Below are 22,795 nucleotides of genomic sequence, written 5' to 3'. Positions count from 1 at the left end.
ACATGCCCATGCCAACGTTAATCTTTCTACACGGTTTACTCGGAAGTCAATCCGATTGGCAAAATGTGATAGAAAAATTACCGCACTTTCGTTGTATTGCCCTTGATCTCCCTTTTCACGGTGAAGCGAAATGCGTTAAGCATGTTGTAGATTTTGAAACAAGCTGTCATTATTTGGCTGAAAAAATTCAAGCAGCCGCGCAACATCGCCCTTATTTTTTAGTGGGTTATTCTTTAGGAGGGCGCCTTGCCCTTTATTATGCGTTACAAGCCAATGTGAATAAAAGCGGCTTACAAGGCCTCATACTTGAAGGGGCAAATTTGGGGCTTCATCTTGAGACTGAAAAACAGGTTCGTTGGCAACAAGACCAATATTGGGCGCAACGCTTTACCCAAGAGCCCGCTTCCAAAGTGCTCGATGATTGGTATCAACAACCTGTTTTTGCTCACCTCAATACTACGCAGCGCCGAGCCTTAGTGCAAAAACGTGCTGACAATTGTGGTGAAAATATCGCAAATATGTTGCTTGCCACCTCGTTAGCCAAACAACCTGATTTTACGCACACCATTCATACAACCTCATTACCCATTTTTTATATTTGCGGCGAATACGATCACAAATTTCGTCAATTAGCCACGCAATATCAATATTCTCCGATAATCATTGAACAAGCTGGACACAACGCTCATCAAGAAAATCCCACGCAGTTTGCAGAAAAACTGATTGAGATTTTTGCCCCTCGTTAAAATGTAATTATTCAGTTATAATGCGGTAATCTTCATGTGGATATAAAAGCCTTTTTGCTCTTTATTACCACCAATAACACAAGGTTTGGGCAATATGCCCTCATGATAATGAAAGAAGGAAACACCATGCAAAATCCAAAAGATGATGTGCTTTATGCCCCAGTTGAGTGGCAAGATCATAGCGCAGGCTACACCGATATTTTATATCATAAATCTACTGATGGTATCGCCAAAATTACGATTAACCGACCAGAAGTGCGCAATGCTTTTCGTCCACAAACAATAAAAGAAATGATCCAAGCATTTTCCGATGCACGTTTTGACGATCAGATCGGTGTGATTGTATTAACGGGACAAGGAGAAAAAGCATTTTGCTCTGGTGGTGATCAAAAAGTACGTGGTGACTACGGTGGTTATAAAGATGATAGCGGTGTACATCATTTAAATGTTCTTGATTTTCAAAGAGATATCCGCACTTGCCCGAAACCAGTCGTGGCGATGGTAGCTGGTTATGCAATTGGAGGTGGGCATGTATTGCACATGATCTGCGATTTAACCATTGCTGCTGAGAATGCTATTTTTGGTCAAACCGGCCCTAAAGTGGGTTCTTTTGATGGTGGTTGGGGCGCCTCTTATATGGCTCGTATCGTTGGACAGAAAAAAGCGCGCGAAATTTGGTTCCTTTGTCGCCAATATGATGCCAAAGAAGCACTTGACATGGGCTTAGTCAATACTGTTGTGCCTTATGCTGATTTAGAAAAAGAAACCGTTCGCTGGTGTCGCGAAATGTTACGTAATAGCCCAATCGCTTTACGTTGCTTAAAAGCGGCGCTTAATGCCGATTGTGATGGACAATCTGGCCTTCAAGAATTAGCCGGTAATGCAACTATGCTCTTTTATATGACAGAAGAAGGACAAGAAGGGCGCAACGCTTTCAATGAAAAACGCGCACCAGATTTTAGTAAATTCAAACGCAATCCATAATGCAGAGGAAATATGAAAAAATCTCTATTTTTAACCGCTCTTTTTAGCTTAGTCAGCCTTAATGCCAGTGCGGCTTCAAATCCTATATTGTCTCAGCCAAATGCCGATCCTGACACGGCTCCGCGTTTATTTTTGGGTGCAATTGATGCCAAAAGACCTGAGCGTGGTTTTTTAGCGAATTCTACGCAATTTTATCATCGTTACCCAAATCGTCATCTGTGCTGGGTGGCGCACAATATCCCTAATTTAGGTGACAGTGCAGATGTTGTACAGGATATTACTTCTCCAGCAAAAGCCTTTTGGGAAAATGCCCAAACTTCAGAAGATGGGAAGCAGCACCGAGTGATCAGCAAAATCTCGGCAGTTACGCATAACAATGGAGAAAAAACCATTGAGCAGTGCTGGTATTTTGATAAAAATGATCCTATTGGTGACTACGCCATCAAGGTATTTATCAATAATATTGAATTTCCAACACAGCACTTTAAGCTGTCAAAATAAATTTTGTGAGGTGCATAATGACTACCCGACACTATGAACTCTATCGTTATTCTATTCCCGTAGACTCTCAATTAGTGCTACGTAATCGTTTTTTAAAGCGACGCGAAGGATTATTAGTCCATATTAAATGCAAAGATAACGAAGGTTGGGGAGAAATTGCACCTTTGCCTGAATTTAGTCATGAAACCCTTGAACAAGCTCAAGCACAAACTATTCAATGGTTACAAGACTGGGATTGCGCCCGCGCGCGTAATGAAAAATTATCTCTTGAGGGCTTATACCCTTCCGTCGCTTTTGGTTTAAGTTGCGCCCTTGCTGAAATGAAAGGCGAACTCGCAACAGAAGGTAATTATCAATTTGCGCCATTATGCTACGGTGATCCGGATGAACTCTATGATCAATTAGCACAAATGCCAGGACAAAAAGTCGCTAAAGTCAAAGTTGGAATGTATGAAGCCAACCGAGATGGGCTTATTGCTGATATGCTATTAGAAGCTATCCCTGATTTACAATTACGTCTTGATGCTAATCGACAATGGACAAGCGCAAAAGCGGCCATGTTTGCTAAATATGTCAAACCAGAACATCGTACACGCATCCAGTTTATCGAAGAACCCTGTAAAACGCGTGATGAAAGCCGTCAGTTCGCCCAAGAACAGGCCATTGCGATTGCTTGGGATGAATCCGTGCGCGAAGCCGGTTTTGTGGTAGAAAATGAACCTTATTTAACTGCGATTGTGATTAAACCAACACTAGTAGGCTCATTAGAACGCTGTATTGAACTTATTCATCAAGCCCATGCTAAAGGTTTAATGGCCGTTATCAGTTCTTCTATTGAATCAAGTTTTGGTTTGAGCCAATTAGCTCGTATAGCACAACAATATACGCCAAATACCGTACCTGGGCTAGATACGTTAGATTTAATGGATTATCAGCTAATCCGTACTCTACCGACTTCCAATTTACCAGTGATTGATCTCAACTCTGAATTTGTACAAAAAGTTGAAATATAATGGTCTCGCTATTGGCGATTGACAGATAAGACCACAATCACATCATAACTGGTTATAATGCGATAATTTTGATAAAAGGAGCACATGATGTCACAATTTTCTCGGATTTTAGTACTAAATGGCCCTAATTTGAATATGCTGGGTGTACGCGAGCCAACACATTATGGCAGCTTATCACTCGAACAGATTGAACAAAACTTACATAAGCTCGCAGCCTCCCACGCGGTTCAATTGGATTTTTTTCAGGCGAATAGTGAAGAAAAACTCATTGATAAGATTCATCAAAGTTTTCAGCACGTGGATTTTATTATTATCAATCCCGCTGCATTTACCCATACATCTGTTGCAATACGTGATGCATTATTAGCGGTATCTATTCCTTTTGTTGAAGTGCATTTATCAAATATTCACAAACGAGAACCTTTCCGACATCATTCCTATTTTAGTGATGTGGCAGAAGGTGTTATTTGTGGGTTTGGCGCTCAAGGATATGAATTCGCGTTACAATTTGCCCTCACTTTTTTAATAAAAAACGGCATAATTAACAAAAAATCAGAGAAAATCGCCTAAAATTTGAAGAATTTATTCGCAAATTCTTTCATTTTCAGGTAATCTTCTTGCGAAAAAATGATTTATACGTACCGCACTTTAATCTGTCTTATACTGACAATATTAAAAAATAGAAATGATTGACTTTTATTTTGGCGGTTAATCTCTTTACACATTAAATGAACAACATACAAACGGAATCAAATTATGGATATTCGTAAAATTAAAAAACTTATCGAACTCGTTGAAGAATCAGGCATCATGGAATTGGAAATTTCTGAAGGTGAAGAGTCTGTACGCATTAGTCGCGGCCAAGCTGCACCGACAGCGGTTCAATACCAATTACCCGCTGCAGCGCCTGCTGTTGCTTCCCCTGCACCAGTCGCACCTACTGCGCCTGCAACTGCGCCAGCGGCTCAAAGTGCACCAGAGGAAGTGTCTGGACACGCTATTCGTTCTCCAATGGTAGGTACATTCTACCGCAGCCCAAGTCCTGAAGCGCCAGCCTTCGTTGAAGTAGGACAAACAGTGAAAGTGGGTGATGCGCTTTGTATTGTTGAAGCGATGAAGATGATGAACCGCATTGAAGCTGACAAAGCAGGTGTGGTAAAAGCAATTTTAATTAATGACGGTACGCCTGTTGAATTTGACGAAGCGTTAATCATTATTGAATAATCTGTTAATACCCTACTGATAGCGAGCGCCTTGCTCGCTATTTGTCAATAAATGCAAAAGTGGAATCATTATGTTAGAAAAAGTCGTTATTGCCAATCGTGGCGAAATTGCGCTTCGTATCTTACGTGCTTGTAAAGAACTAGGGATTAAGACAGTTGCCGTTCATTCAACAGCAGATCGTGAGTTAAAACACGTTTTGCTAGCGGATGAGACTATCTGTATTGGGCCTGCGCCATCAACAAAAAGCTATTTAAATATTCCCGCTCTCATTGCCGCAGCAGAAGTAAGTGGTGCTGATGCTATTCATCCTGGCTATGGTTTCTTATCAGAAAACGCTGACTTTGCGGAACAAGTTGAGCGCTCTGGCTTCATTTTTATCGGTCCAACTGCTGATGTTATTCGTCTTATGGGTGATAAAGTCTCTGCGATTAATGCAATGAAAAAAGCCGGTGTACCTTGTGTACCTGGTTCAGATGGCCCGTTAGGTTCTGATATTAATAAAAATAAAGATATCGCGAAACGAATTGGTTATCCGATTATCATCAAAGCCTCTGGTGGCGGTGGTGGACGTGGTATGCGCGTTGTCCGTAATGAAGAGGCACTAGAAGAATCTATCGCCATGACTAAAGCCGAAGCAAAAGCGGCATTTAACAATGACATGGTGTACATGGAGAAATATTTAGAAAACCCTCGCCACGTTGAAATTCAAGTATTAGCTGATACACATGGCAATGCCATTTATTTAGCTGAGCGTGATTGCTCCATGCAACGTCGCCATCAAAAAGTGGTAGAAGAAGCACCTGCACCAGGTATCAGCGAAGAAGTTCGTCGCGATATTGGTGAGCGTTGTGCCAACGCATGTCGTGAAATTGGTTATCGTGGCGCAGGTACATTTGAATTTTTATACGAGAATGGGGAGTTTTATTTCATTGAGATGAATACCCGTATTCAAGTAGAACACCCTGTTACTGAAATGATTACAGGTGTGGATTTGGTGAAAGAACAACTCCGCATTGCGGCAGGGCTGCCATTATCCTTTAAACAGGAAGACATCAAAGTTAAAGGCCATGCCATTGAATGTCGTATTAATGCAGAAGATCCAAAAACTTTCTTACCTTCTCCAGGTAAAGTTCAGCATTTACACGCACCAGGTGGCTTAGGCGTTCGTTGGGATTCACATATTTATGCCGGTTATACTGTCCCACCACATTATGATTCAATGATTGCAAAATTAATCACTTATGGTGAAACGCGCGAGCTGGCTATCCGTCGTATGCAAAACGCATTAAGTGAAACCATTATTGATGGAATTAAGACAAATATTCCATTACAAGAACTTATCTTAGCAGACGAAAATTTCCAACAAGGTGGAACCAATATCCATTACCTTGAAAAGAAATTAGGTATGCGTGATTAATCTAACAGGGCGGTTTACACCGCCCTCTGTTTAGGAATTCAACTTAAATGAACATACAATCTCGCTATAAACAAGCTTCTAAAGAGGCTCGTTGGTCATTATGGCTAACATTGCTCTATGTATGTGGTTGGTGTCTTTGTGCATACTTGCCAGCTGGAACGCCTGGCCCAATCGGTTTCCCTCTTTGGTTTGAACTCTCTTGTATTTACTTACCGATTTTATTCATTGTCGTCGCCTATTGGGTGATCAAAATCGTTTTTCAAGACATGGATTTAGAATATAAGGATACCAAATGAATCTCGGTATTGTATTCCCTCTCGTCATCTATCTTGTTTTTGTCTTTGGTGCTGCTGTTTATGCTTATGTGAAACGCAGTAAAGGGGATTTCCTAACCGAATATTATGTGGGCAATCGCTCTATGACCGGCTTTGTCCTTGCCATGACTACCGCATCGACCTATGCAAGCGCAAGTTCTTTTATCGGTGGGCCTGGCGCGGCATACAAATATGGTCTAGGCTGGGTATTACTTGCTATGATTCAAGTCCCTGCCGTTTGGTTAGCTTTAGGTGCGCTTGGAAAAAAATTTGCTTTATTATCCCGTGAAAGCCATGCATTAACGATCAATGATCTGTTACTTTATCGTTATAAAAATAAATATTTAGTCGCCATCGCTGGTATCGCCTTATTACTTGCTTTTTTCGCAGCCATGACAGTTCAGTTTATTGGCGGCGCTCGTTTATTAGAAACAACTATCGGTATTAACTATACGCAGGCCTTACTGATCTTCGCTTTAACCGTCGGTTTATATACCTTTATTGGCGGTTTTAGAGCCGTAGTACTCACTGATACTATTCAGGGAACCGTCATGATCTTAGGGACGATTATCCTCTTAGTGGGGGTAATTTATGCCGCTGGAGGTGTGGAAAGTGCGGTGCAAAAACTCACAGAAATCGATCCGCACTTAGTCAGTCCCTACGGACCTAACGATATGTTAGATTTCCAATTTATGACGTCTTTTTGGATCTTAGTGTGTTTCGGTGTCGTCGGTTTACCTCATACCGCCGTACGCTGTATGGCATTTAAAGACAGCAAAGCATTACATAACGGCATGTTAATCGGGACGATTGTTTTAAGCATAGTCATGTTAGGTATGCACCTTTCTGGGGCATTAGGACGAGTCATTATGCCCGATCTGACCATTCCCGATCAGGTGATTCCAAGTTTAATGCTTCAAGTGCTCCCGCCTATTGTTGCAGGTATTTTCCTTGCTGCGCCAATGTCTGCGATTATGTCTACGATTGATGCTCAATTGATCCAATCGTCATCTATCTTTGTCAAAGATATGTATCTCGCAGCTAGACCCGAAATGGCCAAAAACCAAAAGAAAATCAGTTACTTTTCTTCTATCATTACGTTGATATTAACAGGGCTATTAATCCTTGCCGCACTGAATCCACCAGATATGATCATTTGGCTCAATCTTTTTGCCTTTGGAGGATTAGAAGCCGCATTCTTGTGGGTTATTGTGCTAGGACTATACTGGGACAAAGCTAACGCTTACGGCGCAATAAGCTCTATGATAATCGGCTTGGGAAGTTATGTTTTACTCACTGTATTCGGTCTAAAACTCTTAGGCTTCCACCAAATCGTCCCTTCTTTAGTCTTTGGGCTTATTGCTTTCTTAGTTGGCAATAAATGGGGAGAATACCGTCAATAAGCCATCAATAAAACACATGACAGGATAAAGTATGATTTATTGAACGACCTAGAAGCTTCAAAAAACAAAAATACCAATAAAGTGCGGTTTATTTCACAAAAGTTTTGTAAAATAGACCGCACTTTTGATTAGATTAAGGAATTAATATGGCTTGGGTACAAATTCGTTTAAATAGCACCAATGAAAAAGCAGAAGAAATCAGTGAATTTCTAGAAAAATTAGGCGCTTTATCTGTGACCTTTATGGATAGCCGAGATACCCCTATCTTTGAACCTTTACCTGGTGAAACCCGCTTATGGGGGAATACTGATGTTATTGCCTTATTTGATGCCGAAACGGATATGCAAACCATTGTTGACGTATTAAAAAATCAACACTATCTCGTTGATGGCATGGCATATAAAATTGAACAAATTGAAGATAAAGATTGGGAACGAGAATGGATGGATAATTTCCACCCGATGCGCTTTGGTGAACGTCTGTGGATTTGTCCAAGTTGGCGCGAAGTGCCAGACCCGAATGCAGTTAATGTTATGCTTGATCCTGGTTTAGCCTTTGGGACAGGTACCCATCCGACTACAGCCCTATGCTTAGAATGGTTAGATAGTCTGAATTTGCAAGGAAAAACCGTGATTGACTTTGGCTGCGGTTCCGGCATTTTAGCCATTGCCGCATTAAAACTTGGCGCGGCTCATGCGATTGGTATTGATATTGATCCTCAAGCAATTCTTGCAAGCCGTAATAATGCCGAAGCCAATGGTGTTGCCGATCGCTTACAATTATTTTTATCCGATCAGAAACCAGCCTCCCTTAAAGCGGATGTCGTTGTTGCCAATATTCTCGCAGGCCCTCTTAAAGAATTATATCCCGTTATCAGCGAATTAGTCGTCGAAAATGGCGAACTTGGATTGTCTGGTATCCTAGAAACGCAAGGACAATCAGTCTGTGAAACTTATGCCCAAACATTTCATTTAGACCCTATTGCAGTAAAAGATGAGTGGTGTCGAATTACAGGAAAACAAAAGGGTGGTTGATTTTTGTTAAGGAAAATTGCGTTTTTTATGCAAAATCACATTAAATTTTAATCAAAATCAAGAAATCTTTAAAATTTACCAATTTGTATAAAAAATACTCTTTTCAAATGACAAAAAAGTGCGTATCATAGCGCACCTTGTCGGTTGATAACTGTGGCGACAAACTTAGGCATTTAGATATTATTAAGAGATAGGTAGCATAAATAATGCGAATCGGTTCATACTCATTAAAAAATCGCATTATTCTCGCGCCAATGGCAGGGATTACCGATCTTCCATTTCGTCGATTATGCGCACATTATGGCGCAGGATTGACAGTATCGGAAATGATGTCAACTAATCCTCAAGTTTGGCACACAGAAAAATCAAAGCTACGCTTGGCTCACCACCAAGATGTAGGCATTAATGCCGTACAAATAGCAGGTTGCGATCCCAAAGAGATGGCAGAGGCTGCACAGGTCAACGTGAAATACGGTGCGGAAATCATTGATATTAATATGGGCTGTCCTGCTAAAAAAGTGAATCGAAAAATGGCAGGTTCTGCGTTATTGCAATATCCTGATTTAGTGCAGCAAATCCTTAATGCTGTCGTAAGTGCAGTCAATGTTCCAGTCACGCTAAAAATTAGAACCGGCTGGGACAAAGATAATCGAAACTGTTTAGAGATTGCCAAAATAGCTGAACAGGCTGGTATTCAAGCGCTGACTATTCATGGACGTACTAAAGCGTGCAAGTTTGAAGGCAATGCTGAATACGAATCTATTAAGGCGGTCAAACAAGCAATTTCAATTCCTGTTATTGCAAACGGTGATATTGACTCCGCACAAAAAGCGAAGTTTGTTCTTGATTACACGGGTGCTGACGCTATCATGATAGGACGAGGCACATTAGGAAATCCTTGGATTTTTCGTGAAATTGAGAACGCATTAGAATCAAATTCGATTGAAACCGAACCAAGTTTAGACAATAAGTTTGCCGTTATTTTACAACATGTCCAAGCTCTACATCAGTTTTATGGCGTAGAAAAAGGATGTCGTATTGCGCGCAAACATGTTGCTTGGTATTTAAATGGTATTCAGCCCGATTCCGTTTTTAGACAGACTTTTAACGTAATAACTGATCCCAAAGAACAATTATTTGCGTTAGAAGAATTTTTTAATTTAGTTCAAGCATAAAATCTTGTTATTTTATTGCTTCGAGTAATATGGATAAAAAAACAATGTTAGAACAACAACGTAGTAATTCTGATGCACTCACTGTATCAACATTAAACGCTCAATCTCAAGTCACTAATAAACCGCTTCGTGACTCAGTAAAACAGGCGTTAAGAAATTATTTATCTCAATTAAATGGTCAAGATGTCAATGATCTTTATGAGTTAGTATTAGCGGAAGTTGAACACCCAATGTTAGATATGGTTATGCAATATACTCGCGGTAATCAAACTCGCGCAGCAACCATGTTAGGTATCAATCGTGGTACATTACGTAAAAAATTGAAAAAATACGGTATGGGTTAATCGTATCCGATTTTTCATCAAATGGGCGAGGTTTTCCTCGCCCAAATTATTTTACTTCGAGGTTAAATAATCTAGCACAACTTGATGATGCTCTCCGGTTTTAAACTTATCAAACACTTTCTCTATTTTACCTTGTTCATCAATTAAAAAACTTATACGATGAATGCCATCATATGTTTTCCCCATAAATTTTTTCTCGCCCCACACACCAAATTGTTCTGCGACATTATGATCTTCATCAGATAATAGTGTGAAATTCAGTGCTTTTTTCTCTACAAAATTGGCTAATTTTTTCGGAGAATCTGGACTAATTCCTAAAATAACCACACTCAATTTTTCCAATTCACTTTTACTATCACGTAAAGCACAAGCTTGAGTGGTACAACCCGGTGTTAATGCTTTAGGATAAAAATACACAAGTACTTTTTTGCCTAAAAAGTCACTCAATGACACGACTTGATTCTCTTGATTTGGTAAAGAAAATAATGGTGCGATTTGTCCTTTTTCTAATGGTTTTGTCATAAATTCCTCCCGTGTTCGACAATAATAGTATAAAAATAAAAAAACTACTTGCAAATTCTCTTTATTTTGGCGATCTTAAGAGATATTGCAAATAAAAATAATGACAGCCACATACTCAGGAGGATTAAATGTCAAACACCAGATTATTTCAAGGTAGCATTACCGCATTGATAACCCCGATGGATCAATACGGTGAAATCAATTTTGAAGAACTACGCCACTTAGTTGAATATCATATTAAATCAGGCACTGACGCTATTGTTTCCGTTGGTACAACCGGTGAATCAGCTACATTGAGTATTGATGAAAATGTGAAAACTATCCTCAAAACCGTTGAGTTTGCTGATGGTCGTATCCCTGTAATTGCGGGAACGGGCGCTAACGCGACGAGTGAAGCGATTACCATGACCAAATTGCTTGCGGGCAGCGGTGTCGCTGGTTGCCTATCTGTTGTACCATACTATAATAAACCTACTCAAGAAGGAATGTATCAACACTTCAAAGCCATTGCAGAAAGCACTGATTTACCACAAATTTTATATAATGTACCCGGCCGTACCGGTTGTGATATGTTGCCAGAAACAGTGGCGCGCTTAGCTAAAATCAGCAACATTGTCGGTATCAAAGAAGCAACTGGAGATGTTAGCCGTGTGGCGAAAATTCGTGAACTTGCAGGAGAAGATTTTATTTTCTTAAGCGGAGACGACCCAACAGGCCTAGAAAGCATGAAATTAGGCGGTCACGGTGTCATTTCTGTGACCAACAATATTGCCGCTGCTGATATGGCCAAAATGTGTCAATTCGCTCTTGCTGGAAAATTTGATGAAGCAGAAGAAATTAACCAACGTCTTATGGCGCTGCACACCGATTTATTTGTAGAATCAAATCCAATTCCGGTGAAATGGGCCGCTTACAAATTAGGTTTAATTAGCAACCCTTCGCTACGCTTACCACTAACAACGCTAAGCGAACAAGCACAACCAAAAGTCATTGCTGCGTTAAAACACGCAAATCTATTATAATGTTTTAACTGCGTTTTTAAGGGCTAGCACGACACATGCTCAGCCCTATCCCCAATTACAAAATCTGAACTTTTTTCTTAAAAATTAGTCTAAGCACCGTAAAATCAAAAAATTTATGTCACTTAAGGATAAAAAAACATGATGAAGAAATGGCTACTCACTTTAGCGGCAATCACTACGCTTTCAGCTTGCTCCACTGATAATACAGACAAACAACAAGCGAATGATTCCTTTGTGAAGGGCAAAGAAATTCCAAACTTTTCAACCTTATCAAGTGGTGGTGTAAATTTACCTCAACAAGATCCTCGTTTTGTCATTCCTTCAAAAGTCAGCGCTAAAACGGGACAAGCTATTGATATTCGACCGCCTTCAAAACCCCTTGCGATTATTAATAACTCTGTAGCACAATTTGATGGCGAGCGCGCTTCTATCGTCTATTCAGCCGATAAACAAGCAATTTATAATACAGAACAAATTTCTCGATTACTCACGGAAAAAGGGATTCAACACACAGTTAATCAAGGTAAAATCCAAACGGACTGGGCTTCAACAGGGCGTGCTGATGATGTCGGGGATGTGCAATTGCGTTATCAATTTGAACAACTTGGCAATCGAGAAGCCAGCGCATTAACCGTCAGTATCTTACAAGCAAAACGTGATAATGTGGTTTTTACGCCAAGTGTTGCTGACAAACAACGTTATACCTCAGATCGATTAAATCAATTAATTGGTGAGCTCAATCAAGCTTACCAAAAACAACAACGCGATCTCGCAAATCATAGCCTCAGCAGTATGACATCGGCGATTGCTTCCGATCGTAACGGCCGTACAGCCTTGCTTATTGATGCTCCATTTACACAAACTTGGCATAAGCTTGCTCAAGTGTTGCCTACTCTAGGGTTTAAAACAGATGAAGAGAATATCGGTCGTGGCTATCGTTTATTAGAGTACAAAGCACTGGATGCAAAAGAATGGCAACGATTAGGTGTGACTCAACCTGAGTTGAAAAATGATGATTATCAAATGCAACTTGCGGTAAGCGGTAAACAAACTGCGCTCGTTATTTCCGATGAAGATGGGCAACCATTAAATACTGAGCAAGCACAAGCTATTTACCAAGCCTTACAAGCTCTATTAGCGAATTAACCAAAATAGATATCGTAGTGCTTTGCACAGTTAGGATTAAAATCATGCCCACAATGTGGGCATTTTTTTGCTTGTAAATATTCCTCAATACTTAAGGTTGTTTGACAATGTCCACATAATACCGCATGAAAAGTGCGGTCAGTTTGTGGAAAGAAATGATGATCTTCACACTCATCATGGCATTGATAGCAAGGATAAAAACGCAAACATTGCGCACATTGCAGCGCAATAATATCTTTTTCGCCATGATAATGCACACACCGAGTTTCATCATCAATTGTCAAACCATATACTTTCGTCATATTTAAACCTAAAGAAAAAAGCCAAGAGAAAAACTCTTGGCCTTGATGTTATCATTATTCGTCTAGGAAACTACGTAACGTTTCTGAGCGACTTGGGTGGCGCAACTTGCGTAATGCTTTTGCCTCAATCTGACGTATACGCTCACGAGTAACATCAAACTGTTTTCCTACTTCTTCTAACGTATGATCGGTATTCATATCAATCCCAAAACGCATACGTAGAACTTTCGCTTCACGCGGTGTTAATCCCTCTAACACTTCATGGGTTGCAGCTCGTAAACTTTGTGCAGTCGCAGAATCCAATGGCAATTCTAAAGTCGAATCTTCAATGAAATCCCCCAAATGTGAATCATCGTCATCGCCAATAGGTGTTTCCATTGAAATAGGCTCTTTAGCAATTTTCAACACTTTACGGATTTTATCTTCCGGCATTCCCATACGTTCTGCGAGCTCTTCTGGTGAAGCCTCTCGTCCCATTTCTTGTAGCATTTGACGCGAAATACGATTCAGTTTATTAATGGTCTCGATCATATGTACAGGAATACGAATAGTGCGAGCTTGATCCGCAATAGAACGCGTAATAGCTTGACGAATCCACCATGTTGCATAAGTTGAGAACTTATATCCACGACGATATTCGAACTTATCTACTGCTTTCATTAAACCAATATTACCTTCTTGAATTAAATCCAAGAATTGTAATCCACGATTGGTATATTTTTTCGCAATAGAAATCACCAAACGTAAATTTGCCTCAACCATTTCTTTTTTCGCACGACGAGCTTTTAATTCCCCTTGCGAAATACGCTCACAAATATCACGAATCTGTTGGATCGTCAGATTGGTTTCCGTTTCAATGATTCTCAATTGTGTCACTGATTGGCGAATTTCAGTATCATAATCTGCCAATTTTGCTGACCATGGTTTACCCGCATTTGCTAATTTCTCTAGCCATTCTTCTGTTGTTTCCCGTCCAATAAATGCCTTTTGAAATGTCGCTTTTGGTATTTTCGCAAATTCTACTGTATAGCGCTGAATTGTGCGTTCTTGCACGCGCACTCTTTTCATCATATTGCGCATGAAAATAACCAACGTATCAAATTGCTTTGGCACTAAACGAAATTGTTTGAACACATCGGATAATAATTGAATTTGTTCTTTGGTTTTTTTATGAGTACGGCCATGCTGTTGAATGGCAGCCATAGTTTGATCATACTGCGCTTTTAATTCAGTAAATTTCTCTCGCGCAACCTCAGGATCGATACTATTATCACTATCGCCATCATCATTACTGCTAGTATCTTCATCATCTTCTTCATTTTCATCATCGTCTAAGGCAGCCGAGTCAACCTCACCCTCTTCCTCTTCGTCAGACAATGTTTCATCTAATTCATCAAGAGCCGTATCTTCAATCACATTCGGATCAACAAAGCCAGTAATTAAATCCGCTAAACGAACTGTCCCTTCTTCAACACCTTGATATTGTTCTAACAAGTAAGTAATGGCTTCAGGATATTCAGCCACAGCGCACTGTACTTCATTGATACCCTCTTCTATACGCTTAGCAATATCAATTTCACCTTCACGGGTTAAAAGCTCAACACTCCCCATTTCACGCATATACATACGAACAGGATCGGTTGTCCGCCCCAATTCAGCTTCAACGCTAGACAGGACCTGAGTGGCCTCTTCAACGACATCTTCGTCAGCAATTGCTTCATTTAACATGAGATCATCTGCATCAGGCGCAACTTCTAACACCTGGATCCCCATGTCATTGATCATTTGGATAATATCATCAATTTGATCCGTATCTACCAAATCTTCAGGCAGCGCATCATTAACTTCTGCATAGGTTAAATACCCTTGTTCTTTACCTTGGGCGATTAACAATTTTAATTGAGATTGTGGATTTTGCTCCATATTTGATATCCGCATTTGTTGATTAACAAAAAGATAAGCTATCTTATCACTGTTGTGCCATATTAACTAGCACTTAAATCTTCAGGTTTATTTTTAATGGTTTGCAACAAAGTTGCTAATGCTTGTTTTTCATCATCTGTCAGACTCGAGGTTCTGTCTTTTGCAATTAAGAAATCCACGCGTTTTTGCACAAGTTGCTCATATAAAAACACGAGGGTATCAGTAAAGGTTTTTTCAATATGACTTTCCTCTATTAAATGGTTCCAACTTGATAAAATTTCAAGGGGTTTAAAATGTTCAGTATCACGCCAATGTTCCAACAAATGCCCGACTTTACTATCCGGACGCGCTCTGCACTGTTCCACTAATGCAGAAAAAAGTTCAAAACCAGGTTCTTCCAATGCTTGTAACACTAAAAAATCATCGGGAACAAATTGTGATAGCGATGGATTTTGTAATAACAACGCAATGAGTACACGCATAGGTGTTCGCTTAATTTTTCCCGTATTTTTAACCGCACTTTCCGCATGGTTTTGTTGAGCGGGAATCCAGCGTTCCAACTGAGACTCATCAAGAATGCCTAATTTTTGTGCCAATATATTGCGCAAATAAAGCCTTAGCATTTCGCCCGGAATTTGTGTTATCAGCGGTACAGCCAATGCAGCCAATTTGCTTTTCCCTTCTTTATTAGACAAATCAACTTGTGCCGTCAGATGGGAAAATAAAAAATCACTCAATGACAATGCTTGCTGTAAATGCTCTTCAAATGCCTGTTTTCCATGCTGGCGAACAAAAGAATCTGGATCTTCTCCCTCTGGCAAAAATACAAATTTAAGTTGCCGACCATCATGTAAATGAGGCAATGCATTATTTAATGCTCGCCAAGCAGCATCTCGCCCAGCTCTATCCCCATCATAACAACAAATGACTTGTTCAGTGGCGCGGAAAATCAGTTGGATTTGTTCAGGCGTGGTCGCCGTTCCCAACGCGGCCACCGCATAATGAATATCAAACTGCGCAAGCGCCACCACATCCATATATCCTTCAACCACTAATAAAAACTCAGGTTGATCATTCGTTTGCAGGGCCTCATATAGCCCATATAATTCATTACCTTTATGGTAAATAGCGGTCTCCGGAGAGTTCAGATATTTAGGCTTTTCATCTCCTAATACACGACCACCAAACGCCACTGTTCGTCCACGTCGATCACGGATAGGAAACATAATACGATGTCGAAAACGATCATAAACATTCCCGCGATCATTGCGTGACAACATGCCGACGTCAAATAAACGTTTCTGTTCTTGAGATTGTGCGCCAAACTTGCGTAAAACCGCATTCATTGAATTTGGCACAAAACCAATTTGAAAACGTTCAATGACTGCTGGGGAAACGCCCCGCTTCTGTAAATATGCTTGTGCGGTAATATCTTGACTGAGTTGCTGTTGATAATATTGTGCGATATCTTGCATCAACTCATATAAGTTACGTTTAGTCTGAAAATTAACTCGTGGCGTATTATCTTGCCCCATTCGCTTTTCATAGGGCACTTCTAATCCTAAAAAGCCAGCCAACTCTTCAATGGCTTCCACAAAATCAAGTTTGTCATATTCCATTAAAAAAGTAATGGCATTACCATGGGCACCACAGCCAAAGCAATGGTAGAATTGTTTCTTTTCACTAACAGTAAAAGATGGTGTTTTTTCGTGATGAAAAGGACAACAAGCTTGGTAATCACGCCCTGCTTTTTTAAGTTTTACGCGAGTATTAACAACATCTACAATATCCGTTTTTGATAACAACTCGTCAATAAATGTACGAGGGATTTGGCCTTTCATGAAACGAACCTCACCAACAGAAAGAGTATCTATTATCGATAAAAATAAGAATTTAGGCTCGCTATTATAGCTTTGATTTGAATTTAATGAAAACGCATTAAAACAACAAAACCGTGATTCCAATTGGTTTCACGGTTTTTAAACTCGAATAAATTAAAATTAATTAGTATAAACGAGTGTTACGCGCGTTTTCGCGAGCAACGCGTTTTGCATGACGTTTAGCACGTGATGCGTTTTCACGCTTGCGAATGGTTGTTGGTTTTTCATAGAATTCACGACTACGAACTTCTGCTAAAATACCAGCTTTTTCACAAGAGCGTTTAAAACGACGTAACGCAACGTCAAATGATTCGTTTTCACGGACTTTAATTACAGGCATGAGCCACTCACCTCAATAGAAATTTAACTATTTGATAATTTTAAGTTGCCACCCAAATCGAAAGGGATGGGTGACTTTATTCAATAAAGGTCGCAATTTTAATCTATTTCATCATCAAAAGTAAAGGGAAAGATCAGATTTATTCGTGATCAGTCTATTATCCTTCAATCATTTCCCCTGTTTCTTGATCTTCAAAACACATAGACACCGAGTTTACACAATAACGAAGCCCCGTTGGCGTCGGTCCATCATTAAATACATGCCCAAGATGTGAATCGCAATGCCCACACCGAATCTCAACTCGATGCATACCATGACTATGATCTTCTAAATAACGCACCGCACTTTTAGATATAGCCTCAAAAAAACTCGGCCAGCCACATCCAGATTCAAATTTGGTCTCTGACTGAAATAATGCTTCATGGCAAACGACACAACGATAAATGCCTTGATGAGTTTGACCAAGTAATTTCCCTGTAAACGGACGTTCTGTCCCACGATTTAAACAAATCTCAACTTGCAAAGGTGTTAATTCTGATTTTGATTTCATATAGCGCCTCCCTCGTCGCAACGTTCACAATCTCTATTTTATGTGGCAATTCTTTCATATTCAAATAAATCTCACTATCTTGATACAGATCATCACTTAGCATTTCAGAACGAATATAAACCTGCTATACTTGTCACCATATATAGAAAATACGGTTGTTGATCTTACTTTTAAACCATATGTCCTATGGTCATACAAAACAAAAATCAACAAAACCTAGATTAATTTTGCTTTATAAATTAATATAAGCGATAGAAATCATTTTGTTTAACTTTACTAACTAAAAAAGGTGAAAATCTTATGGCAATTAAAATTGGTATCAATGGTTTTGGTCGTATCGGCCGTATCGTATTCCGTGCAGCACAAGCACGTGATGACATTGAAGTAGTTGGTATCAACGACTTAATCGACGTTGAATACATGGCTTATATGTTAAAATACGATTCAACTCACGGTCGTTTCGATGGAACTGTTGAAGTTAAAGACGGCAAATTAGTTGTAAACGGTAAAGCTATCCGTGTTACCGCTGAACGCGATCCAGCTAACTTAAACTGGGCTGAATTAGGTGTTGATGTTGCTGTTGAAGCAACAGGTTTGTTCTTAGATGACGCAACTGCACGTAAACACATTACTGCAGGCGCGAAGAAAGTTGTATTAACTGGTCCATCTAAAGATAATACACCTATGTTCGTAAACGGCGTAAACTTCAAAGATTACGCAGGCCAAGATATCGTTTCTAACGCGTCTTGTACCACCAACTGTTTAGCGCCATTAGCTCGTGTTGTACACGAAACTTTCGGTATTAAAGATGGTTTAATGACAACTGTTCACGCAACCACTGCAACACAAAAAACCGTAGATGGTCCTTCAGCGAAAGACTGGCGCGGTGGTCGTGGTGCGGCACAAAACATCATTCCATCTTCTACAGGTGCAGCTAAAGCTGTAGGTAAAGTATTACCTGCACTAAACGGCAAATTAACAGGTATGGCTTTCCGTGTACCAACTGCTAACGTATCTGTTGTTGATTTAACTGTAAATTTAGAAAAACCAGCTTCTTACGATGCAATCAAACAAGCTATTAAAGATGCTGCTGAAGGTAAAACTTTCAACGGCGAATTAAAAGGCGTATTAGGTTATACAGAAGATGCTGTTGTTTCTACTGACTTCAACGGTTGTGCTTTAACTTCTGTATTTGATGCAGACGCAGGTATCGCATTAACTGATACTTTCGTGAAATTAGTTTCTTGGTATGACAACGAAACTGGTTATTCAAACAAAGTATTAGACTTAGTTTCTCTTGTTCATAACTACAAAGGCTAAGCCAAATTTAATTTTATACCTAACCCCATCTAATTTGATGGGGTTTATTTTTACCCAAAGCGAGATTATTGATGAAAATAGGCATTGTTGGCTCCGGCAAAATCGTATATACCTGTCTTAATGCATTATCCCAAATTCCTAATATCAGCATAAATGGTATTTGTGTTCGACCTACAAGTTTATCTAAAGGCGAAGAATTAAGTCGTGATTATAATATCGAGCGCGTTTATACTGACTATAACCAATTTCTACAAGATCCCAATATAGAACAAATTTATATTGCGCTTCCCAATCATCTACACGCGACATATACAGAACAAGCTTTACTTGCTGGCAAAGATGTTATTTGTGAAAAACCCTTTACTGTCAATTATGCGCAATTACAAAAACTGGTTAATCTAGCAAAACAACAAAACCGTTTTTTATTTGAAGCGATCACATCAATTCATACCCCTATGTTTGCGCAATTACGCACTGAATTAGCGCATATTGGTGATATTAAAATTCTACAAGCCAACTATTCACAGTTTTCCAGCCGCTATAATGATTATCTACAAGGCAATATTCACTACGCCTTTGATCCACATGCTGCTGGCGGTGCGCTGTATGATATTAATTTATATAATGTTTATAATGTCTGTGCTTTATTTGGTCGCCCAGAACAAGTCTATTACCATTATAGTAAAGGGCATAACGGCATTGATACATCAGGCGTATTGTGCCTACATTACCCCACTTTTATCGCCGTTTGCATCGGAGCAAAAGACACGAATAGTGAAAGCCATTTCACCATTCAAGGCACGTTTGGCACCCTCAAAATTGCAGATGCGCCAAATGAATGCCGCACTTTAGTGCTTACACGTGATGGACAATGTCAAACATGGTCAAATCATGGACAAAATAATCGCATGGTCTATGAGTTCGAAGTATTTCAAGAAATCATTGAACAACAAGATTATACTCGCTGCCATCAACTCTTAGACCTTGCTTTAACAGTAGCCGATACCTTAGAGCGAGCAAGAATTCAAGCAGGGATTTCCTTTCCCCATGATTAACGAAAAAGAAGCATAAATTCATTTCGACACTCAGGAAACAAAACTGATACAAGTCCGAGTTTGACGATATCGGCATGAATTTAACAAACAATATAGAACAGGGCTATCCTGTTCTATATTTCTATTTGTGCCTGAAAAAAGATCTCGCAATTTTCACTAGAAAAGATTATATTAGCGTACACTTGTAAGCTAATTGTTTTTTGTGAGAGGAACCTAATGAGTCAGTTAGATTTTCATTTTATCAATCGCATTCGTCAACAAACAAAAAAACTGGCAAATCGCACCGCACTTCGCTACCATGAAAATGGCAGTTGGCAAGATATTACATGGTCTGACTTTCAATCCCAACTTGATCAACTCTCTGCAGCCCTACTGGCTCACCCAATTCAAGTGCAAGAAAAAATCGGGATTTTTGCCAACAATATGCCACGTTGGACTATTGCTGATATTGCCGCCTTACAAATCCGTGCTGTCTCTGTACCAATTTATGCCACCAATACAGCCAAACAAGTTGCTTATATTCTAAACGATGCTGATATTAAAATCTTATTTGTGGGTGATCAAGAACAATACGATCAAGTTATCACTATCGTTGAGCAATGTCCGCAGTTAGAAAAGATTGTGGCGATGAAATCCTCTATCCAATTGGGTGAACACCCGTTAGCTTGCCACTGGCAAGATTTCCTTTCCGTTGATTCAACAACGCAACAAGTCGAGTTCGAACAACGTTTACAGCAAAAACAACTTACCGATTTATTTACGCTGATTTATACTTCCGGCACAACCGGGGAACCTAAAGGCGTCATGTTAGATTATGCCAATCTTGCTCATCAATTGAAAGCCCATGATCAAACCTTACAACCTATTGATCACAATGATATTTCTCTCTCTTTTTTACCATTCTCCCATATTTTTGAACGTGCATGGGTCGCTTATGTATTACATCGTGGCGCGATCAATTGTTACTTGGAAAGCACCGATCATGTGCGCGAGGCTTTAAGTGAAATTCGTCCAACCTTAATGTGTGCCGTACCGCGTTTTTATGAAAAGATCTACAATGCAATTTGGGATAAAGTAAATCAAGCTTCCCCAATCCGCCGCCAGCTATTTAAATGGGCATTAAAAGTCGGTGAACAACATTTCAATACCCCTCGCCCCTCTTGGTTATTACGTAAGCAATACGCCCTTGCCAATAAGCTCGTATTGGCCAAATTACGTCATCTGCTCGGAGGACGTATTCGCATGATGCCTTGTGGTGGTGCTAAATTAGAACCGAGTATAGGATTATTCTTTCATAGTATTGGCATCAATATTAAACTTGGCTACGGCATGACTGAAACCACAGCAACCGTTTCTTGCTGGGAAGATAAAGGATTTAACCTAAATTCTATCGGCACTATCATGCCAAATGTAGAAGTGAAAATTGGTGAAAATAATGAAATTTTAGTACGTGGAAATCTGGTTATGCGTGGCTATTACAAAAAACCAGAAGAAACGGCACAAGCTTTCACTCAAGATGGCTTCCTAAAAACAGGTGATGCCGGCGAATTAGATGCCCAAGGTCATCTCCATATTACCGATCGTATCAAAGAGCTAATGAAAACGTCTAACGGGAAATATATTGCTCCGCAATATATTGAAGGCAAAATCGGTAGAGATAAATTTATTGAACAAATCGCTATCGTAGCCGATGCCAAAAAATATGTTTCGGCGTTAATTGTGCCTTGTTTTGCTTCACTCGAAGAATACGCCAAACAGCTCAATATTAAATATCACGATCGTCTCGAGCTAATAAAACATTCAGAGATTATTAAACTTTTTGAAAAACGTATTAATCACTTGCAGCAAGAATTGGCGAGTTTTGAACAAATCAAAAAATTTACGCTACTTCCTCATGCTTTTACTGTCAAAATGGAAGAAATTACGCCAACTTTAAAGCTACGTCGTAAAGTGATCATGCAGCGTTACCGTCGCCAAATTGATGCGATGTATTCTTAAATATAACAACATGGGGCGTATCTACGCCCCAACGTCTAAAGTGCGGTCTATTATGGCAACATTTTTACCAATGATAACGGTGGCGATGATAACCATAACCAACCGTAGGGGCAATAATCACACGCGGGCGCGCATAAGGTTGAACAACTACACCTTTCGGCGCATTATCACTGGCATTCAACGGTGTATCCACCTCTACGGGTGATTTCTTTTGTTGCGCCGGCACAGTATCACCACTGTAGACTTTTTGATTATAAGCCTCAACACTACGCATATCTAATGGCGCTGTGGGTTGTTGCACAGTATTAGAACAAGCGGCTAGGGCTAATGGCATTAGCACACTGACAAAAATTCTCTTTTTCATATTTCACTCCTATACATTATGTTGTCTATTCTATCCCAAAAAGTGTTGCCTAGCGTAAACGCTCTGTAAAAAGCCTCCAACCTACAGATCGGATAAGTCATTTTCCTATACGAATGACTTGCAGGCTGCCGTATTTATAGGCAAAATACGCTCATATTTTACATTACTTTTATTTTACAAATATGAAACATGCGCCATGTCAGTCAGTCAGTCAGTCA

The 22,795-nt window shown here is 39.8% G+C and carries 24 protein-coding genes; 17 read left to right on the top strand and 7 right to left on the bottom strand.

Annotation, left to right across the window (positions count from 1 at the left end; all coding sequences use genetic code 11):
* Positions 1-8 precede the first annotated feature (8 nt).
* From menH to fis, 12 genes are all read left to right on the top strand, one after another.
* On the top strand, positions 9-746 hold the full coding sequence (gene menH, locus CVP05_RS03505) for a 2-succinyl-6-hydroxy-2,4-cyclohexadiene-1-carboxylate synthase (protein ID WP_100288218.1): 738 nt from the start codon (positions 9-11) through the stop codon (positions 744-746).
* A gap of 126 nt (positions 747-872) precedes the next feature.
* Entirely contained in the window at positions 873-1,730 is an 858-nt protein-coding gene (menB, locus tag CVP05_RS03500) for a 1,4-dihydroxy-2-naphthoyl-CoA synthase (protein WP_100288197.1), read from the top strand.
* 12 nt (positions 1,731-1,742) lie between these two features.
* The gene (locus CVP05_RS03495; RefSeq protein WP_100288196.1) at positions 1,743-2,231 is read left to right on the top strand and encodes a hypothetical protein; all 489 of its coding nucleotides are present in this window, start codon (positions 1,743-1,745) and stop codon (positions 2,229-2,231) included.
* Between the two features lie 17 nt (positions 2,232-2,248).
* Entirely contained in the window at positions 2,249-3,244 is a 996-nt protein-coding gene (menC, locus tag CVP05_RS03490; protein WP_100288195.1) for an o-succinylbenzoate synthase, read from the top strand.
* An 87-nt stretch (positions 3,245-3,331) separates the two neighbouring features.
* Complete coding sequence (gene aroQ, locus CVP05_RS03485) at positions 3,332-3,814, top strand: type II 3-dehydroquinate dehydratase (RefSeq protein WP_100288194.1); 483 nt, start codon at positions 3,332-3,334, stop codon at positions 3,812-3,814.
* Positions 3,815-4,000: 186 nt separating this feature from the next.
* The gene (gene accB / locus CVP05_RS03480) at positions 4,001-4,468 is read left to right on the top strand and encodes an acetyl-CoA carboxylase biotin carboxyl carrier protein (protein ID WP_100288193.1); all 468 of its coding nucleotides are present in this window, start codon (positions 4,001-4,003) and stop codon (positions 4,466-4,468) included.
* A gap of 70 nt (positions 4,469-4,538) precedes the next feature.
* A complete protein-coding gene (accC, locus tag CVP05_RS03475) occupies positions 4,539-5,885 on the top strand; it encodes an acetyl-CoA carboxylase biotin carboxylase subunit (protein WP_100288192.1) in 1,347 nt (448 codons plus the stop codon).
* A 47-nt stretch (positions 5,886-5,932) separates the two neighbouring features.
* Positions 5,933-6,181 carry a YhdT family protein gene (locus tag CVP05_RS03470; RefSeq protein WP_100288191.1) on the top strand — a complete coding sequence of 83 codons (249 nt, stop codon included), beginning with the start codon at positions 5,933-5,935 and terminating at the stop codon, positions 6,179-6,181.
* Entirely contained in the window at positions 6,178-7,602 is a 1,425-nt protein-coding gene (gene panF, locus CVP05_RS03465; RefSeq protein ID WP_100288190.1) for a sodium/pantothenate symporter, read from the top strand. The genes CVP05_RS03470 and panF overlap by 4 nt, the downstream gene beginning before the upstream one ends.
* Before the next feature lie 146 nt (positions 7,603-7,748).
* Entirely contained in the window at positions 7,749-8,636 is an 888-nt protein-coding gene (prmA, locus tag CVP05_RS03460) for a 50S ribosomal protein L11 methyltransferase (protein WP_100288189.1), read from the top strand.
* Between the two features lie 206 nt (positions 8,637-8,842).
* The gene (dusB, locus tag CVP05_RS03455) at positions 8,843-9,811 is read left to right on the top strand and encodes a tRNA dihydrouridine synthase DusB (protein ID WP_100288188.1); all 969 of its coding nucleotides are present in this window, start codon (positions 8,843-8,845) and stop codon (positions 9,809-9,811) included.
* 44 nt (positions 9,812-9,855) lie between these two features.
* Entirely contained in the window at positions 9,856-10,155 is a 300-nt protein-coding gene (gene fis, locus CVP05_RS03450; RefSeq protein ID WP_100288187.1) for a DNA-binding transcriptional regulator Fis, read from the top strand.
* A gap of 51 nt (positions 10,156-10,206) precedes the next feature.
* Here fis and bcp read toward each other — a convergent pair whose 3' ends face one another.
* Complete coding sequence (gene bcp / locus CVP05_RS03445; protein ID WP_165773114.1) at positions 10,207-10,677, bottom strand: thioredoxin-dependent thiol peroxidase; 471 nt, start codon at positions 10,675-10,677, stop codon at positions 10,207-10,209.
* A 128-nt stretch (positions 10,678-10,805) separates the two neighbouring features.
* On the opposite strand from bcp, the gene dapA reads away from it, so the two are divergent.
* Entirely contained in the window at positions 10,806-11,699 is an 894-nt protein-coding gene (gene dapA, locus CVP05_RS03440) for a 4-hydroxy-tetrahydrodipicolinate synthase (protein WP_100288185.1), read from the top strand.
* A 141-nt stretch (positions 11,700-11,840) separates the two neighbouring features.
* The gene (gene bamC, locus CVP05_RS03435) at positions 11,841-12,845 is read left to right on the top strand and encodes an outer membrane protein assembly factor BamC (protein WP_100288217.1); all 1,005 of its coding nucleotides are present in this window, start codon (positions 11,841-11,843) and stop codon (positions 12,843-12,845) included.
* On the opposite strand, the gene CVP05_RS03430 is transcribed toward bamC, so the two are convergent.
* From CVP05_RS03430 to msrB, 5 genes are all read right to left on the bottom strand, one after another.
* Positions 12,842-13,147, bottom strand: coding sequence for a CHY zinc finger protein (locus CVP05_RS03430; RefSeq protein ID WP_100288184.1), 306 nt, complete (start codon positions 13,145-13,147; stop codon positions 12,842-12,844). The two genes, bamC and CVP05_RS03430, sit on opposite strands and share 4 nt — an antisense overlap.
* Positions 13,148-13,201: 54 nt before the next feature.
* Entirely contained in the window at positions 13,202-15,070 is a 1,869-nt protein-coding gene (gene rpoD / locus CVP05_RS03425; protein ID WP_243389196.1) for an RNA polymerase sigma factor RpoD, read from the bottom strand.
* Between the two features lie 62 nt (positions 15,071-15,132).
* Positions 15,133-16,911, bottom strand: coding sequence for a DNA primase (dnaG, locus tag CVP05_RS03420; RefSeq protein ID WP_100288182.1), 1,779 nt, complete (start codon positions 16,909-16,911; stop codon positions 15,133-15,135).
* Positions 16,912-17,074: 163 nt separating this feature from the next.
* Complete coding sequence (gene rpsU / locus CVP05_RS03415) at positions 17,075-17,290, bottom strand: 30S ribosomal protein S21 (RefSeq protein WP_100288181.1); 216 nt, start codon at positions 17,288-17,290, stop codon at positions 17,075-17,077.
* Between the two features lie 157 nt (positions 17,291-17,447).
* Positions 17,448-17,840, bottom strand: a complete 393-nt coding sequence (gene msrB / locus CVP05_RS03410) for a peptide-methionine (R)-S-oxide reductase MsrB (RefSeq protein WP_100288180.1) — start codon at positions 17,838-17,840, stop codon at positions 17,448-17,450.
* A 300-nt stretch (positions 17,841-18,140) separates the two neighbouring features.
* On the opposite strand from msrB, the gene gap reads away from it, so the two are divergent.
* The 3 genes from gap to CVP05_RS03395 all read left to right on the top strand — a co-directional run bounded on the left by gap (position 18,141) and on the right by CVP05_RS03395 (position 22,213).
* A complete protein-coding gene (gene gap, locus CVP05_RS03405; protein WP_100288179.1) occupies positions 18,141-19,160 on the top strand; it encodes a type I glyceraldehyde-3-phosphate dehydrogenase in 1,020 nt (339 codons plus the stop codon).
* A 71-nt stretch (positions 19,161-19,231) separates the two neighbouring features.
* Positions 19,232-20,215, top strand: a complete 984-nt coding sequence (locus CVP05_RS03400) for a Gfo/Idh/MocA family protein (protein ID WP_100288178.1) — start codon at positions 19,232-19,234, stop codon at positions 20,213-20,215.
* Between the two features lie 216 nt (positions 20,216-20,431).
* Positions 20,432-22,213 carry an AMP-dependent synthetase/ligase gene (locus CVP05_RS03395; protein ID WP_100288177.1) on the top strand — a complete coding sequence of 594 codons (1,782 nt, stop codon included), beginning with the start codon at positions 20,432-20,434 and terminating at the stop codon, positions 22,211-22,213.
* Positions 22,214-22,277: 64 nt separating this feature from the next.
* Here CVP05_RS03395 and CVP05_RS03390 read toward each other — a convergent pair whose 3' ends face one another.
* Positions 22,278-22,577 (bottom strand): hypothetical protein, encoded by a 300-nt coding sequence (locus tag CVP05_RS03390; protein WP_100288176.1) that lies wholly within the window; start codon positions 22,575-22,577, stop codon positions 22,278-22,280.
* Between the last annotated feature and the right edge of the window lie 218 nt (positions 22,578-22,795).

It is taken from the genome of Conservatibacter flavescens (genome assembly GCF_002795425.1).
Classification (GTDB): Bacteria; Pseudomonadota; Gammaproteobacteria; order Enterobacterales; family Pasteurellaceae; genus Conservatibacter; species Conservatibacter flavescens.
Note: the sequence above shows the minus strand (reverse complement) of the source record. Positions and strands in the feature narration are given on the sequence as shown.

Bases quoted from the DNA above. Each gene is read 5' to 3' on its own strand.
- menH (WP_100288218.1), top strand. From the start codon at position 9: ATGCCAACGTTAATCTTTCTACACGGTTTACTCGGAAGTCAATCCGAT.
- menB (WP_100288197.1), top strand. From the start codon at position 873: ATGCAAAATCCAAAAGATGATGTGCTTTATGCCCCAGTTGAGTGGCAA.
- CVP05_RS03495 (WP_100288196.1), top strand. From the start codon at position 1,743: ATGAAAAAATCTCTATTTTTAACCGCTCTTTTTAGCTTAGTCAGCCTT.
- menC (WP_100288195.1), top strand. From the start codon at position 2,249: ATGACTACCCGACACTATGAACTCTATCGTTATTCTATTCCCGTAGAC.
- aroQ (WP_100288194.1), top strand. From the start codon at position 3,332: ATGTCACAATTTTCTCGGATTTTAGTACTAAATGGCCCTAATTTGAAT.
- accB (WP_100288193.1), top strand. From the start codon at position 4,001: ATGGATATTCGTAAAATTAAAAAACTTATCGAACTCGTTGAAGAATCA.
- accC (WP_100288192.1), top strand. From the start codon at position 4,539: ATGTTAGAAAAAGTCGTTATTGCCAATCGTGGCGAAATTGCGCTTCGT.
- CVP05_RS03470 (WP_100288191.1), top strand. From the start codon at position 5,933: ATGAACATACAATCTCGCTATAAACAAGCTTCTAAAGAGGCTCGTTGG.
- panF (WP_100288190.1), top strand. From the start codon at position 6,178: ATGAATCTCGGTATTGTATTCCCTCTCGTCATCTATCTTGTTTTTGTC.
- prmA (WP_100288189.1), top strand. From the start codon at position 7,749: ATGGCTTGGGTACAAATTCGTTTAAATAGCACCAATGAAAAAGCAGAA.
- dusB (WP_100288188.1), top strand. From the start codon at position 8,843: ATGCGAATCGGTTCATACTCATTAAAAAATCGCATTATTCTCGCGCCA.
- fis (WP_100288187.1), top strand. From the start codon at position 9,856: ATGTTAGAACAACAACGTAGTAATTCTGATGCACTCACTGTATCAACA.
- bcp (WP_165773114.1), bottom strand. From the start codon at position 10,677: ATGACAAAACCATTAGAAAAAGGACAAATCGCACCATTATTTTCTTTA.
- dapA (WP_100288185.1), top strand. From the start codon at position 10,806: ATGTCAAACACCAGATTATTTCAAGGTAGCATTACCGCATTGATAACC.
- bamC (WP_100288217.1), top strand. From the start codon at position 11,841: ATGAAGAAATGGCTACTCACTTTAGCGGCAATCACTACGCTTTCAGCT.
- CVP05_RS03430 (WP_100288184.1), bottom strand. From the start codon at position 13,147: ATGACGAAAGTATATGGTTTGACAATTGATGATGAAACTCGGTGTGTG.
- rpoD (WP_243389196.1), bottom strand. From the start codon at position 15,070: ATGGAGCAAAATCCACAATCTCAATTAAAATTGTTAATCGCCCAAGGT.
- dnaG (WP_100288182.1), bottom strand. From the start codon at position 16,911: ATGAAAGGCCAAATCCCTCGTACATTTATTGACGAGTTGTTATCAAAA.
- rpsU (WP_100288181.1), bottom strand. From the start codon at position 17,290: ATGCCTGTAATTAAAGTCCGTGAAAACGAATCATTTGACGTTGCGTTA.
- msrB (WP_100288180.1), bottom strand. From the start codon at position 17,840: ATGAAATCAAAATCAGAATTAACACCTTTGCAAGTTGAGATTTGTTTA.
- gap (WP_100288179.1), top strand. From the start codon at position 18,141: ATGGCAATTAAAATTGGTATCAATGGTTTTGGTCGTATCGGCCGTATC.
- CVP05_RS03400 (WP_100288178.1), top strand. From the start codon at position 19,232: ATGAAAATAGGCATTGTTGGCTCCGGCAAAATCGTATATACCTGTCTT.
- CVP05_RS03395 (WP_100288177.1), top strand. From the start codon at position 20,432: ATGAGTCAGTTAGATTTTCATTTTATCAATCGCATTCGTCAACAAACA.
- CVP05_RS03390 (WP_100288176.1), bottom strand. From the start codon at position 22,577: ATGAAAAAGAGAATTTTTGTCAGTGTGCTAATGCCATTAGCCCTAGCC.